Origin of the sequence: Pseudomonas alcaligenes, from assembly GCF_041729615.1 — a bacterium.
GTDB lineage: Bacteria > Pseudomonadota > Gammaproteobacteria > Pseudomonadales > Pseudomonadaceae > Aquipseudomonas > Aquipseudomonas alcaligenes_B.
The window spans coordinates 297,023-313,295 of record NZ_CP154874.1 but is presented as its reverse complement, the minus strand read 5'-3'; the positions used below and the strand labels follow the sequence as shown (position 1 = coordinate 313,295).

Annotated in this window: 2 protein-coding genes; both read left to right on the top strand. The window is 67.6% G+C overall.

The features are described from left to right. Window positions 1–14 precede the first annotated feature (14 nt). Window positions 15–10,802, top strand: a complete 10,788-nt coding sequence (locus AAG092_RS01475; RefSeq protein ID WP_373388228.1) for an amino acid adenylation domain-containing protein — start codon at window positions 15–17, stop codon at window positions 10,800–10,802. After that, entirely contained in the window at window positions 10,799–16,183 is a 5,385-nt protein-coding gene (locus AAG092_RS01470) for an amino acid adenylation domain-containing protein (protein WP_373388227.1), read from the top strand. Before AAG092_RS01475 ends, AAG092_RS01470 begins: the two co-directional genes overlap by 4 nt. The last annotated feature ends 90 nt before the right edge of the window (window positions 16,184–16,273 follow it).

Sequence of the window (16,273 nt, the reverse complement as noted above, 5' to 3'; positions counted from 1 at the left end):
TGCGAGGTTCTGCCATGAACGCACCTGTCCCGAGCAACATTGCCCTGCAATGGGCGCCGCTGTCCTTCGCCCAGCAGCGGTTGTGGTTCTTCAGTCGTCTGGAAAGCGGCAGCAGTGCCTACAACATCGGCGGGCTGTTGCGTTTCGAAGGGGCGCTGGAGCTGGACAGCCTGCGTCACGGGCTGGATCAGGTCTACGCTCGCCATGCGGCGCTGCGTACCGTATTCCGCGAGCAGGATGGCCTGGCCCAGCAGGCCGTGTTGCCGGCAGGCCCGATGCCGCTGGAGATCATCGATCTGTCGCAGAGCAGCGAGCGCGTCGAGGCGTTGGCGCGCGCTTTCATCGAGACCGACTACGACCTGACCCGCGGTCCGCTGGTGCGCTGCGTCCTCTATCGCCTTGGCGACAACAGTCATGCGTTGGCCGTGCGCATGCACCACATCATCTCCGACGCCTGGTCGGTGCGGGTGATGGTCGAGGAGGTGGGCGAGTTCTACCGCGCCCGCCAGCAGAACCGCCAGCCGTTCATGCCTTCGCAGCCGCTGCAATACAGCGAGTATGCCGTGGGCCAGCGCGAGTGGCTGGATAGCGAGGCGGGCGCCCGGCAAATGGCCTTCTGGCGCGAGCGTCTGGGCAGCGAGCAGCCGGCGCTGAGCCTGACGCCGGACTTCCCGCACGAAGCCCAGGCCGCGCGCCGCGCCGCCTACCGTAAGCTGCAGGTGGAGCCGGCCCTGGTGGCACGGCTCAGCGAGCTGGCCAAGGCTAATGGCGCGACCCTGTTCACCGTGCTGCTGGCGGCCCTGCAGCTGCAGCTGGCGCGCCTGTCCGGCCAGCGCGAAGTGCGTATCGGCGTGCCAGTGGCCGGCCGTGCCAAGGGCTTCGAACGCCTGCTCGGTTTCTTCGTCAACACCCTGGTACTCAAGGCCGAACCGCGCCCCGAGCTGTCGGTGGCCGAGTGGCTGGAGCAGACCCGCGCCGGCCTGAAAGAGGCCCAGGCCCATCAGGAAATGCCCTTCGAGCGTCTGGTGGAAGAACTCGCGCCGAGCCGCAGCCTCGGCCAGCAGCCGCTGTTCCAGGTGGCCTTCAACTACCGGCGCCAGCACCCGCTGGCGGCCAACTGGCTGCCGGGCATCGAGACCGTGCTGGACGAAGTGCCGTCCAGCCAGATTCCCTTCGACCTGGCCCTGGACGCGGTGCGCGACAAGGGTGACCAGCTGTCGATCAACTTCGCCTACGCCGCCGACCTGTTCGCCGAGAGCAGCATCGAACGGCTGATCGCCGGTTTCCTCGAGGTGCTCGACGGCTTCGCCACCTCGCCGCAGGCCGCGCTGGGCGAGCTGGAGCTGGTCAGCACCGGCGAACGCCGTCTGCTGGCCGAGTGGAACATACCGCGCCAGGGCTTCGATGCCACGTGCCTGCTGCCCGCGCTGATTGCCGAGCAGGCGCGTCTGCGCCCCGAGGCCATCGCCCTGGTGCATGGTGCCGAGCGTATTTCGTTCTCCGAACTGGAGGCCCGCGCCAATCGCCTGGCCCAGCTGCTGGTCGCCCAGGGCGTGCGTCCGGAAGCCCGCGTCGGCGTATCCCTTGAGCGCGGCAACGCGATGATCGTGGCCATGCTGGCGGTGCTGAAGGCTGGTGGCGCCTTTGTGCCGCTCGACCCGGATTATCCGCGTGAGCGCCTGGCCTACATGGTCGAGGATTCGGGGCTGAAGTGGCTGATCACCAACTCCGATCTGGCCGAGTGCCTGCCGCTGTCTTCGGCGGTTGAGCCGCTGTATCTGGATCAGCTGGATCTATCCGCCTTCGCGGCTTCCACTCCTGCGGTGCCGCTGCATCCGCTGAATCTGGCCTATCTGATCTACACCTCCGGCTCCACCGGCCAGCCGAAAGGCGTAGCGGTGAATCATCTCGGTCTGACCATGCATGTGCAGACCATCGGTCAGCGCTACGGCATGACCCCGAACGATGTGGAGCTGCACTTCGCCTCGATCAGCTTCGACGGCGCCCTGGAACGCTGGACCGTACCGCTGGCCTTCGGTAGCCGCCTGGTGATCCGCGATCAGGAGCTGTGGAGCGCGGAGAAAACCTGCCAGGTGATCGCCGACGAAGGCGTGACCATCTCCTGCCTGCCGCCGAGCTATGCCCAGCAGCTGCTGGATTGGGTGGAAAGCCAGAACCTGAAACTGCCGGTGCGCTCCTGGACCCTGGGCGGTGAGGCCTTTACCCGCGAGACCTACGAGCGTCTGCAGCGCGTCCTTGAACCCAAACGCATCATCAACGGCTACGGCCCGACCGAGACGGTGGTGACTCCGCTGATCTGGGAAGCCTTCCCCGGCGATAGCTTCGAGGCCGCCTATGCGCCCATCGGCAATCCGGTGGGGCCGCGCAGCCTGTATGTACTGGATGCCGAGCTGAACCTGCTGCCCATTGGCGTGGCCGGCGAGCTGTATATCGGTGGCGAAGTGGGCCTGGCCCGCGGCTACTTCCGGCGTCCCGAGCTGACCGCCGAACGCTTCCTGCCCGACCCGTTTGGCAAGGCAGGCGAGCGCATGTATCGCACCGGCGATCTGGTGCGCTGGCGCGCCGACGGCACCCTGGATTACCTGGGACGCGTCGATCATCAGGTGAAGATCCGTGGTTTCCGTATCGAACTGGGCGAGATCGAGAGCCAACTGCTGGCTCTCGATGGAATCCAAGAGGCGGCGGTAATTGCCCGTGAGACGCCGACCGGCAAGCAGCTGGTGGGCTATGTGGTAGCCAAACAGGGCGCCGACACTGCGCATCTGAAGAACGAGCTGGCCAGGGTGCTGCCGGACTATATGGTCCCGGCACAGATCATCGCCCTGGAAAAACTGCCACTGACTCCGGCCGGCAAGCTGGATCGCGCTGCGCTGCCGGAACCGACCTGGCAGAGCCAGGACTACGAGGCCCCGCAAACCGACAATGAGCACATCCTCGCCGCCATCTGGGCCGAGGTGCTGGGTGTAGAGCGGGTAGGGCGCCAGGATCACTTCTTCGAGCTGGGCGGCGACTCCATCGTCGCCCTGCAGGTGGTCAGCCGTGCCCGCCAGCAGGGACTGGGCCTGACGCCCAAGGACCTGTTCCAGCAGCAGACCCTGGCGCAGCTGGCCGGAGTCGCCCGCCTTGTAGCCGCCCCGCTGGCCGAGCAGGGGCCGGTGACCGGCACCGCACCGTTGCTGCCAATCCAGGCCCGTCTGTTGGCACGTGAATGCCTGGCCCCGTGCAACCAGTACCTGCTGCTGGAACTGGCCGAGCCGCTGCCGGGCGCCCAGCTGGAGCAGGCGCTGCAAGCACTGGTTCGGCACCATGATGCCCTGCGTCTGCGCTTCGAGCAGCGTGATGGTCAGTGGCAGCAGGTACATACCACCGAAGTGGCGGGTCCTCTGCTGCAACGGGTCGAACTGGCCGCTGGCGAAGATCCGCAACCGTACTATGACGCCGCTCAGCGCAGCATTGATCCAGCCAGCGGCTCACACCTGCGCGGTCTGTACCTGACCCAGCCAGGCCAGGCCGACCGCCTGCTGCTGTCCATCCACCATCTGGTGGTCGATGGCGTGTCCTGGCGCGTGCTGCTGGAAGACCTGCAGCGCGCCTGTCTGCAACTGGTCAGCGGCCTGGCGGTGCAGCTGCCGGCCAAGACCAGTGCCTTCAAGACATGGGGCGAGCGTCTGGCCGGCTGGAATGTGGACGCACAGCTGCCGTACTGGCAGGCCCAGCAGGCCGCTGGCGGCGAACTGCCGCTGCTGAGCAGCGATGCGGGTAGCGAAGGCACTCGCCAGCGTCTGGAGCTGAGCCTGGACGCCGGCTTTACCCGTGAGCTGCTGCAGGCTGGCCAGCGGTCCTATCGCCTGCGCGCCGACGAGTTGCTGCTGACCGCGCTGAGCCGCGTGCTATGCAGCTGGAGCGAGCAGCCGGCGCTGACCCTGCACCTGGAGAGCCATGGCCGCGCGCCGCTGTTCGAGGATATCGACCTGTCGCGCAGCGTCGGCTGGTTTACCAGCCTCTACCCCGTGCGCCTGCAACCGGAGGCCGAGTTGGCCGCCAGCCTCAAGGCGATCAAGGAGCAGCTGCGCGCCGTGCCCGACCTGGGTCTGGGCTTTGGTCTACTGGCCCAACAAGGTCAATTGACCGAGCGCGCGCCGCAACTGCTGTTCAACTACCTGGGCCAGTTCGACGGGGGCGAGGGCGGCTTGCGTCTGCGCGAAGGCGGCCTGTGGCGCGAAGCCCATGCGCCCATGGACGCAGCATTGGTCATCAACGCCGAGCAGCGTGGCGGTGCCCTGCAGCTGCACATCGACTTCAACCCGGCGCAGCTGGCGCGCACCACCCTGGAGGGGGTGGTCACTCGCCTGCAGGATGAGCTGCGCGCCATCGCCCAGCACTGCGCCAAGACCCAACCATTGCTGACCCCCAGCGACGTGCCGCTGGCCGGCCTGAGCCAGGCCGAGCTGGATGCGCTGGCCGGCGTGGAAGATATCCACCCGCTGTCGCCGCTGCAGCAGGGCCTGCTGTTCCACAGCCAGCTGGAAGGTGCCGGCAGCTATGTCAGCCAGCTGCTGCTGCCATTTACCGGCCTCGATCCGGCTCGCCTGCAGAATGCCTGGCGCCAGGTGCTGGCGCGCCATGGTGTGCTGCGCAGCCGCTTCCTGCTGGGCGAGCGTCCGCTGCAACTGGTGCAGGCCGAGGTGGCGCTGGACTGGCAGGATCTCGACTGGCGCGGCGTCGCCGATTTCGAGGCGCAGCTGCAGGCCTTCTGCAGCGCCGAGCGTGAGCGCGGCTTTGCCCTCGACCAGGCGCCGCTGCTGCGTCTGGCGCTGATCCAGCGTGGCGCCGGCGACTTCGTGCTGGTCTGGACCCTGCACCACCTGCTGCTCGACGGCTGGAGCAACGGCCTGCTGTTCGCCGAGGTGCTGGCTCTCTATCACGGTGACCGCCTGCCGGCACCCGGAGGCCAGTTCCGCGACTACATCCACTGGCTCGACGGCCAGGATGCTGCCGCCGAGCAGGCCTTCTGGCGTGAACAACTGTCCCCGCTGGATGGCGCCACCCGCATCGCCGGCTGCCTGCCGTGCCGTGCGCCGGAACAGGGCCATGCCCGTCATCCGCTGCCGCTGGATGCCACCACCGAACAACAGATTCGCGGTTTCGCCCAGCGCCACGGCCTGACCCTCAACACCCTGGTACAGGCCGCTTGGGCTTTGCTGCTGGCGCGCCTGACCGGCAAGCGCAGCCTGTGCTTCGGCGCCACCGTGGCCGGTCGCCCGACCGAGCTGGCTGGCAGCGAGCAGATGCTTGGCCTATTTATCAACAGCCTTCCCGTTGCCGTGCAACTGCCGGCCGAGCAGCCGCTGGGCGACTGGCTGGCCGCGCTGCAGGTGCAGAACCTGCAGCTGCGCGAGCACGAACACAGCCCGCTGCACGATATCCAGCGCTGGGTCGGTAGCGCCGGCGAAGCGCTGTTCGACAGCCTGCAGGTATTCGAGAACTACCCCCTGGGCGATGCCCTCAAGCAGGCCGAGCGTGGCGAGCTGCGCTTGGGGCTCCCGCAGAGCCATGAGTTCACCCATTACCCGATGACCCTGGCCGTGCTGCCGGGCAGCCGCCTGGAGCTGCTGCTGGCCTACGACCGCGCGCATTTCGATGCCAGCAGCATTGCTCAGGTCGAGGCGCTGCTGCGCCAGGCGCTGGATCAGGTGTGTGGCGATCCAGCGCGGACGCTGGGCAGCCTGCAGCTGAGCTCCGCCGATGAGCAGGCACGTCTGGCCGAGTGGAACACTCCGCGCCAGGCCTTCGATTCCGCCCGCCTGCTGCCCGCGCTGATCGCCGAACAGGCACGCCTTCGCCCGGAGGCCATCGCCCTGGTGCATGGCGGCGAGCGGATTGCCTTCGCCGAACTGGAGGCGCGCGCCAATCGCTTGGCCCATCTGCTGGTAGAGCAGGGCGTACGCCTGGAATCCCGTGTCGGCGTTTCGTTGGAACGTGGCAACGCGATGATCGTCGCCATGTTGGCGGTGCTGAAGTCCGGCGGCGCCTTTGTGCCGCTCGATCCGGATTACCCGCGTGAGCGCCTGAGCTACATGGTCGAGGACTCTGGGCTGAAGTGGCTGATCACCAGCTCCGGTCTGGCCGAGCGTCTGCCGCTGGGTGAGGGCGTCGAGCCGCTGTATCTGGATCAGTTGGATCTGTCTGTGTTTGATTCGTCAGCGCCTGCGGTGCAGCTGCACCCGCTGAATCTGGCCTACCTGATCTACACCTCCGGCTCCACCGGCCAGCCCAAGGGCGTGGCGGTGAACCACCTCGGTTTGAGCATGCATGTGCAGACCATCGGCCAGCGCTACGGCATGACCCCGGACGATGTCGAACTGCATTTCGCCTCGATCAGTTTCGACGGCGCCCTGGAGCGTTGGACCGTACCGCTGGCCTTCGGCAGCCGCCTGGTGATCCGCGACCAGGAACTGTGGAGCGCGGAGAAGACCTGCCAGGTCATTGCCGACGAAGGCGTGACCATCTCCTGCCTGCCGCCGAGCTATGCCCAGCAGCTGCTGGATTGGGTGGAAAGCCAGAACCTGAAACTGCCGGTGCGCTCCTGGACCCTGGGCGGTGAGGCCTTTACCCGCGAGTCCTACGAGCGTCTGCAGCGTGTCCTTGAACCCAAACGCATCATCAACGGCTACGGCCCGACCGAGACGGTGGTGACCCCGCTGATCTGGGAAGCCTATCCGGGTGACAGTTTCGAGGCGGCCTACGCCCCCATCGGCAATCCTGTCGGCCCGCGCAGCCTGTATGTGCTGGATGCCGAGCTGAACCTGCTGCCCATAGGCGTGGCTGGTGAGCTATATATCGGTGGCGAAGTGGGTCTGGCTCGCGGTTACTTCCAGCGTCCGGAACTGACCGCCGAACGCTTCCTGCCCGATCCTTTCGGCGCCGCCGGCGAGCGCATGTACCGCACCGGCGACCTGGTGCGCTGGCGCGAGGACGGTACCCTGGATTACCTGGGGCGCGTCGACCACCAGGTGAAGATCCGTGGCTTCCGCATCGAGCTGGGCGAGATCGAGAGCCAGCTGTTGGCACTCGATGGTGTGCAGGAGGCGGCGGTGATCGCTCGTGAGACGCCGACCGGCAAGCAGCTGGTGGGCTATGTCGTCGCCCGCGACAACACTGATACCAATGCCCTGCGTAGCGAGCTGACCAAGATCCTGCCGGACTATATGGTTCCCGCGCAGATCATTGCCCTGGCCAAACTGCCGCTGACCCCGGCCGGCAAGCTGGATCGCGCCGCGCTGCCGGACCCGACCTGGCAGAGCCAGGACTACGAAGCCCCGCAGACCGACAACGAGCGCATCCTCGCCACCATCTGGGCCGACGTGCTGGGCGTGGAACGGGTAGGGCGGCAGGATCATTTCTTCGAACTGGGCGGCGACTCCATTGTCGCCTTGCAGGTGGTCAGCCGCATCCGCCAGCAGGGCCTGCAGTTGCCGCTCAAGGCGCTGTTCGAGCAGAGCCGTCTGGCCGATTGCGCCGTCGCCTTGCAACGCGAAGCCGCCGATGCGCCGGTGCTGCGCGCGCTGCCGCGGGGCGGCGACCTGCCGCTGTCGCATTCCCAGCAGCGCCTGTGGTTCCTCAACCGTCTGGACCCGAGCAACGGCGCCTACCATATGCCGGCAGGCCTCGACCTGCAGGGCCGCCTGGATCGCCAGGCGCTGCAGGCCGCTTTCGACCAGTTGGAAGCGCGCCACGAGGCGCTGCGTACGCGCTTTGTCGAGGTGGGTGGCGAGGCGCGCCAGCGTATCCTGGCGCCGCAGGGCCAGCGCATCGACTGGTTCGACCTGCGTGAACTGCCGGCCAGTGAGCGTGAAGTCGAGGCGCGCGATTATGCGCAGAAGCTGCTCTCGCGCCCGTTCAACCTGGCCTCCGAGCCGCTCCTGCGGGTGAGCGTGCTGCGCCTGGCCGATCAGGAGTACCGCCTGCTGCTGGTCCAGCACCACATCGTCTCCGACGGCTGGTCGATGCAGCGTTTCATCGGCGAGTTCGCCGCCGCCTACGCGGCGTTCGCCGAGGGCCGTACCGCGCAGTTCGCGCCGCTGCCGCTGCAGTACGCCGACTATGCCCAGTGGCAGCGCGACTGGCTGAAGTCCAGCGAGGCCACACGCCAACTGGATTACTGGAAAGCCCGCCTGGGCGAACACCAGCCGCTGCTGGAACTGCCCACCGATCACCCGCGCCCAGCCCTCGGCGCCCGTCAGGGCCTGCGTTGGCGTTTCGAGCTGTCGCCGTTGCTCACCGCGCAACTGCGCGCCCTGGCCCAGCGTGAGGGCAGCACCCTGTTCAGCCTGTTGCTGGCGGCCTGGCAGACCTTGCTGCACCGCTACAGCGGCCAGGAAGATATCCGCGTCGGTGTGCCGGTGGCCGGGCGTAGCCTGGCGGAAATGGACGGCGTGCTCGGTTGCTTCATCAACACCCTGGTGCTGCGCGGCGAGCCGGCCGGGCTGAAACCCTTCCGCGACCTGCTCGGCGAACTGGCCCAGGCCAGCCGTGATGCCCTGGCCAACCAGGAATTGCCCTTCGACCAGTTGGTGGAAGCGCTGCAACCGACGCGCAGCCTGAGCCATCACCCGCTGTTCCAGGTGGCATTCAACCATCAGCAGGTGGATTTCAGCGCCCTCGGCAGCCTGCCGGGTCTGCGCGTGCAGCCGCATGACCCGGGCGCCGCGGGCGCGCAGTTCGACCTGGCGCTGGATACCGAGGAGGCGGCCGACGGCAGCCTCAGCGGTTTCGTCAGCTACGCCGCCGAGCTGTTCGAGGCGCGCACCATCGCCCGCCTGGCACGGCATTTCGTACGGCTGCTGGAAGGCATCTGCGCCGACCCGAGTCAGCCCATCGGCATGCTGCCGTTGCTGGAGGAAGACGAGCAGGCGCAGCTCGCCACCTGGAACGACACGGCCAAGGACTACGGTCCGCTGGTCAACCTCAGCGAGCGCATCAGCCAGCAGGCCGCGCGCACGCCGCAGGCGCCAGCCCTGGTGTTCGGCGCGCAGACGCTGAGCTACGCCGAGCTGGAGGCACGTATCAACCAGTTGGCCAACCGCCTGCGTAGCCTCGGCGTACAGCGTGGCAGCCTGGTCGGTATCAGCCTGGAGCGCTCGCTGGAGCTGGTGATCGGCCTGCATGCCATCGTCCGCGCCGGTGGTGCTTACGTGCCGCTCGACCCGGAATACCCGCTGGAACGCCTGGCCTATCTGCTGGAGGATTCCGGCGTCGACCTGCTACTGTCGCACAGCGCGCTGGTTGAGCGCCTGCCGCTGCCGGCCGGGCTCAAGGCCCTGGGCCTGGATCGCGAGGACTGCAGTGCCGAGCCGCTCACGCCACCGGCAGTCAGTCTGCAGGGCAACGATCTGGCCTACGTCATCTACACCTCCGGCTCCACCGGCAAGCCCAAGGGCGCCGGCAACAGCCACGAGGCCCTGGCCAACCGCATTCTGTGGATGCAGGAGGCCTATCAGCTGGGCGCTGGCGACGTTGTGCTGCAGAAGACCCCGTTCAGCTTCGACGTCTCGGTATGGGAGTTCTTCTGGCCGCTGATCACCGGCGCCTGCCTGGCCGTGGCCGCGCCGGGCGACCACCGCGATCCGCAGAAGCTGGTGGAGCTGATCCAGCGCCATAAGGTCAGCACGCTGCACTTCGTGCCCTCCATGCTGCAGGCCTTCCTTCTGCACCCGGATGTGGAGCAGTGCCAGAGCCTGACCCGCGTCATCTGCAGTGGCGAAGCGCTGCCGGCAGAACTGCAGGTGCGCACTTTCCAGCGTCTGCCGCAGGCCGGCCTGTACAACCTGTACGGCCCGACCGAGGCGGCCATCGACGTCAGTCACTGGACCTGCGTGGAGGAGGGGCGCCATGCCGTGCCGATCGGTCGGCCGATCGCCAACCTGCGCCTGCATATCCTCGATGCCCAGCTCAACCCGGTACCGCAGGGCGTGCCCGGCGAGCTGTACATCGCCGGCATCGGCCTGGCGCGCGGTTACCACCGCCGTCCGGAACTGACCGCCGAGCGCTTCCTGCCTGATCCGCATGGCCCGGCGGGCTCGCGCATGTACCGCACCGGCGACCTGGTGCGCTGGCGTGCCGACGGCGCCATCGACTACCTGGGCCGTATCGACCATCAGGTGAAGATCCGCGGCTTCCGCGTCGAACTGGGCGAGATCGAAGCCCAACTCGGTGCCCAGCCGGGCGTCGCCGAGGCCGTGGTGGTGGCCCGCGATAGCCAGATCGGCAAGCAACTGGTCGGCTATCTGGTGGCCGATCCGCTGCCGGCGGATGAGACCGCCTGGCTGGCCGGCATCAAGGCGGCATTGAAGAGCGAGCTACCCGAGCACATGGTGCCGTCGATCCTGATGCGCTTGGAACGTATGCCCCTGTCGCCCAACGGCAAGCTGGAGCGCCGTGCGCTGCCCGAGCCGGTTTGGCAGGCGCGGGTTTACCGGGCGCCACAGAGCGAACGGGAGATCGCCCTGGCGGCTATCTGGCAGGAAGTGCTGGAAGTGGCCCAGGTCGGCCTCGACGACAACTTCTTCGAACTCGGCGGGCATTCACTGCTGGCTACCCAGGCCGTGGCCCTGCTGCGCCAGCGTCTGGGGCTGGAACTGCCGCTGCGCGCCTTCTTCGAGGCGGAGAACCTGGCGGCCCTGGCCGCCAACCTCGATGGTCAGGCTCCGGCCGCCGCCGAGGAAGAAGACCAAGACCTGCGCGACATGGCCGCGCTGCTCGACGAACTGGAGGCCCTGTGAGCGCGCCCATCGACAAGGCCGCCCTGGCGCGGCGTTTTCTCGCCCTCGGTGCCCCCGAGCAGAAGCGTTTCCTCGAACTGCTGGCCAGCAAGGGCATCCGCTTCGACCGTCTGCCGCTGGTGCCGGCGCCGCGCGGCGAACACCTGCCGGCCTCGCATGCCCAGCAGCGCCTGTGGCTGGTGGCCCAGCTGGAGCCGGACAGCAGCGCCTACCACATGGTCGGCGCCTTCGCCCTGGAGGGCGAGCTGGATCGCGGTGCGCTGCTGGCGGCGCTGGAGCTGATCGTCGAGCGCCACGAGGCGCTGCGCACGCGCTTCTACGAGCACGCCGGCCAGCTGTACCAGCGCATCGACCCGCCCGGCCCGCTGGCCCTGGAGGAACGCGACCTGCGCGGCGAGACCGAGACCGTGCAGGCCCTGGCCGATGCCCATGCGGCGCGCGCCTTCGACCTGGTCGAGGGGCCGCTGCTGCGCGTGCAGCTGCTGCGCCTGGACGAGCAACGCTGGCGCTTGCAGATCGTCTGTCACCACATCGTCTCCGACGGCTGGTCGATTGGCGTATTCGCCGAGGAACTGGGCCGCGCCTATGCCGCGCTGCGCCAGGGGCAGGCGCCGCAGCTGGCCGAGCTGCCGATCCAATACGCCGATTACGCCCAGTGGCAGCGCGCCTGGCTGGAGGCCGGCGAACGCGAACGCCAGCTCGGCTACTGGCGCGAGCGCCTGGGTAGCGAGCAGCCGGTGCTGGCCTTGCCCTACAAGCTGGACGCCTCCAGCCAGCGCCATGCCGCGCGCCAGGCTGTCGCGGTGCCGCCAGCCCTGGCCGAGCGCCTGCGCCAACTGGCCCAGGGCGAGGGCGCGACCCTGTTCATGCTGTTGCTGGCCGCCTTCCAGCTGCTCTTGGCGCGCTACAGCAACCAGCGCGATATCCGCGTCGGCGTGCCGGTAGCCAACCGCCAGCGCGCCGAGACCGCGTCGTTGGTAGGTTTTTTCGTCAACACCCAGGTGCTGCGCGCCGAGTTCGATGCCGGCATGAGTTTCCGTCAGCTGCTGGCCGAGGTGCGCCGTCACGCGTTGGACGCCCAGGACCAGCAGGACCTGCCGTTCGACCAGCTGGTGGAGGCCTTGGCGCCCGAGCGCAGCCTGGGGCAGACGCCGCTGTTCCAGGTGTTGTTCAATCACCAGAAGCGCGACCTTGGCGCCTTGCAGCTGCCCGGCCTGCGCCTGGAGCCGTTGGCGCAGGGCGTGCCGCACGCACTGTTCGACCTGGCCCTGGACAGCCTGGAAGACAGCGCTGGCCAGCTGCGCCTGACCCTGACCTGGGCCCGCGAGCGGCTCGATGATGCGCAGATGCAGCAGATGACCAATCATCTGCTGGGCCTGCTGGAGCAGGTCAGCACTACGCCAGATCAGCCGCTGGTGAGCCTGCCACTGCTGGATGCCGGCGATCAGGCACGCCTGGCCGAGTGGAATACTCCGCGCCAGGGCTTCGATGCTGCGCGCCTGCTGCCCGGGCTGATCGCCGAGCAGGCGCGTCTGCGTCCAGAGGTCATCGCCCTTGTACATGGCAGCGAGCGGATTACCTTTGCCGAGCTGGAGTCCCGTTCCAACCGTTTGGCCAACCTGCTGGTGGCCCATGGCGTGCAGCCGGAGTCCCGCGTCGGTGTGTCGCTGGAGCGCGGCAACGCGATGATTATCGCCATGCTGGCAGTGCTGAAATCCGGCGGTGCCTTTGTGCCGCTCGACCCGGATTATCCGCGCGAGCGCTTGAGCTACATGGTCGAGGATTCGGGGCTGCAGTGGCTGATCACCAGTTCCGATCTGGCTGAGCGCCTGCCGCTGTCCTCGTCAGTTGAACCGCTGTATCTGGATCAGCTGGATCTATCCGCCTTCGCGGCTTCCACTCCTGCGGTGCCGCTGCATCCGCTGAATCTGGCCTATCTGATCTACACCTCCGGCTCCACTGGCCAGCCGAAAGGCGTGGCGGTGAATCATCTCGGTCTGAGCATGCATGTGCAGACTATCGGCCAGCGCTATGGCATGACCCCGAACGATGTGGAGCTGCACTTCGCCTCGATCAGCTTCGACGGCGCCCTGGAACGCTGGACCGTACCGCTGGCCTTCGGTAGCCGCCTGGTGATCCGCGATCAGGAGCTGTGGAGCGCGGAGAAAACCTGCCAGGTGATCGCCGACGAAGGCGTGACCATCTCCTGCCTGCCGCCGAGCTATGCCCAGCAGCTGCTGGATTGGGTGGAAAGCCAGAACCTGAAACTGCCGGTGCGCTCCTGGACCCTGGGCGGTGAGGCCTTTACCCGCGAGACCTACGAGCGTCTGCAGCGCGTCCTTGAACCCAAACGCATCATCAACGGCTACGGCCCGACCGAGACGGTGGTGACTCCGCTGATCTGGGAAGCCTTCCCCGGCGATAGCTTCGAGGCCGCCTATGCGCCCATCGGCAATCCGGTCGGCCCGCGCAGCCTGTATGTGCTGGATAGCGAACTGAACCTGCTGCCCATCGGCGTGGCCGGCGAGCTGTATATCGGCGGCGAAGTTGGTCTGGCCCGTGGTTACTTCCAACGTCCCGAGCTGACCGCCGAGCGCTTCCTGCCCGATCCGTTTGGTGCAGCCGGCGAGCGTATGTACCGCACTGGCGACCTGGTGCGCTGGCGTGCGGATGGCACCCTGGATTACCTGGGTCGCGTCGACCACCAGGTGAAGATCCGTGGCTTCCGTATCGAACTGGGTGAGATCGAGAGCCAGCTGTTGGCACTTGATGGCGTGCAGGAGGCGGCGGTGATCGCTCGTGAGACGCCGACCGGCAAGCAGCTGGTGGGCTATGTCGTCGCCCGCGATAACACTGATACCAATGCCCTGCGTAGCGAGCTGGCCAAGGTGTTGCCGGACTATATGGTTCCCGCGCAGATCATTGCCCTGGCCAAACTGCCGCTGACCCCGGCCGGCAAGCTGGATCGCGCCGCGCTGCCGGAACCGACCTGGCAGAGCCAGGACTACGAGGCGCCACAGAGCGACAACGAACGCATCCTCGCCGCCATCTGGGCCGAAGTGCTGGGCGTGGAGCGGGTAGGGCGCCAGGATCATTTCTTCGAGCTGGGTGGCGACTCCATCGTCGCCTTGCAGGTAGTCAGCCGCGCCCGCCAGCAGGGGTTGCAACTGGCGCCGCGCGAGCTGTTCCAGTTCCCCCGCCTGGCCGAGCTGGCCCAGGCCGCCCGGGCTGCCGGTGAGGAAATCGCGCAGGAGCCGGTCACCGGCGAACTGCCGCTGGCGCCGATCCAGGCGCATTTCTTCGCCATGAATCAGGCAGAGTCGGCGCACTGGAACCAGGCGCTGAATCTGGAGCTGCTGCGTCCGCTTGATCCGATCCTGCTGGAGCAGGCGCTGCAGGCACTGGTGGCGCATCACGATGGATTGCGCCTGCGTTTCGAGCAGCGCGACGGTCGCTGGACCCAGCACTACGGCGAGGTGCAAGCCGATCAATCGTTGCTCTGGCAGCGCGAAGCGGCCGACGACACGCAGGCCGAAGCGCTGTGCAACGGGGCGCAGCGCAGCCTGGACCTGGCCCGAGGGCCACTGCTGCGCGGCCTGTACCTGCGTCAGGCGGGCAAGGCGGACCGCCTGTTGCTCGCCGTCCATCACCTGGTGGTGGACGGGGTGTCCTGGCGCATCCTGCTGGAAGACCTGCTGGCGGCCTATCGCCAGCTGGAGGCGGGGCAGACCGTACGCCTGCCGGGCAAGAGCCTGTCCTACAAAAGCTGGAGCGAATCCCTGCAGCAATGGGCGCGCGGCGCGGCGGCTCAGGTCGAGCTGGATGCCTGGTGCAGCCGCCTGAGCGGCCCGGCGCTGGCCCTGCCACGCGAACTCGACGGCATCAGCGCCAGCCATGGCGACAAGCGCGAAGTGCGCCTGGCCCTGGATGCCGCCGAGACCAAGCGCCTGCTGCAGGCTCCGGCGCAGCTGGGCGTGCGTATCGACGCGTTGTTGCTTACCGCGCTGACGCGCACCCTGTGCCGCTGGAGTGGCCAGGCTGGGCTGCGGGTCAACCTCGAAGGCCACGGGCGCGAGGCGCTGGCCGGCGAGCTGGATCTGTCGCGTACGGTCGGCTGGTTCACCAGCCTGTATCCGCTGCAGCTGCCGCACCTGGACGATCCGCAGTTGCAACTGCAGCGTGTGCAGCAGCATCTGCAGCAGATCGAGCATGGTGGCCAGGGCTATGGCGTGCTGCGTTGGTTGGGCGATTCGCAGACGCGGGCTTCTCTTGCCGAGCTGCCGAGCGCCGAAGTGATCTTCAACTACCTCGGCCAGTATCAGGCCGGCGCGGCGGCGGACTGGTTCCGCCCGGCCGCGGGCGGTGGCGTGGCGGTGGCGGCGGACAACCCGCTGGCCGCGCGCCTGGCGGTCAATGGCCAGGTGTTCGACGGCCAGTTGCAGCTGTCCTGGGAATACGCGGCCAACCAGTACCACAGCGAGACCATCGAATCCCTGGCTGCGGACTATCGCCGGGAGCTGCTTGGCCTGCTGGAGCTGGCGCGCGGCCAGACCGTGCAGGGCCCGTCGCCGCTGCTGCGCCTGACCCGCCAGCAGGTAGATACAGCCCCGCTGTTCTGCACGCACCCGGTCACCGGCCGGGTCACCGGCTACCAGCCGCTGGCGGCACGCCTGGACGGCGTGCGCGAAGTGTTCGGCCTGCAGTGCCGCAGCTTCCTCGACCCGAGCTGGCGCGATGCTTCGCTGGCCGAGATGGCCGATGCCTACCTGGCCGCGCTGCTCCAGCAGCAGCCGCAGGGTCCGTATCACCTGGTCGGCTGGTCGCTGGGCGGCAGCCTGGCTCTGGAGCTGGCGGCACGCCTGGAGGCACGGGGCGCCGAGGTGGCCTTCCTCGGCCTGTTCGACTGCTATGTGCCGGGCACCGAGATCGCTGGCGACGACGCCCGCCATCCGCAGGCCCGAGCCAAGCTGGTCGAGCATCTGCAGCTGTTGGCGCCGGAGTTGCCGGCCAAGGCCTGGGATGGTCTGTTCGAACGACTGTTGCCACTGGAGCCGCTGGACTGGCCGCAGGTCGCCAATACCTGGTTTGCAGGGCAGGCGCTGGACGGCATGACCCGCCAGAGCCTGGAGGAACTGCTGTTCGCCTGGGCGCTGGAACAGCACATGCGTCGCTTGTGTGCCGGCTACGCACTACCCACGGTGAAGGTGCGCCCGCACTGCTGGTGGGCGGCGCAGCCGGTCGGGCGCGCGGCGCTGCTGGAGCGTGCCCTGGAGCAGGTGCAGGGCAGGGCGGCCAGCCATCGCCTGGTGGACTCCGATCACCAGGGCATTGTCCGCCATCCGCAGGTGCTGGCCGAGCTGGTGGAGCTGCTGGGTAACTAGAGAAAGAGACGAAATGTCAGCTGAAGGTAAATTTTTCCTTGGCTGCTTCGTCTAGTAGAAGCGATTCATATAAATGCGAATCCTTCTAAT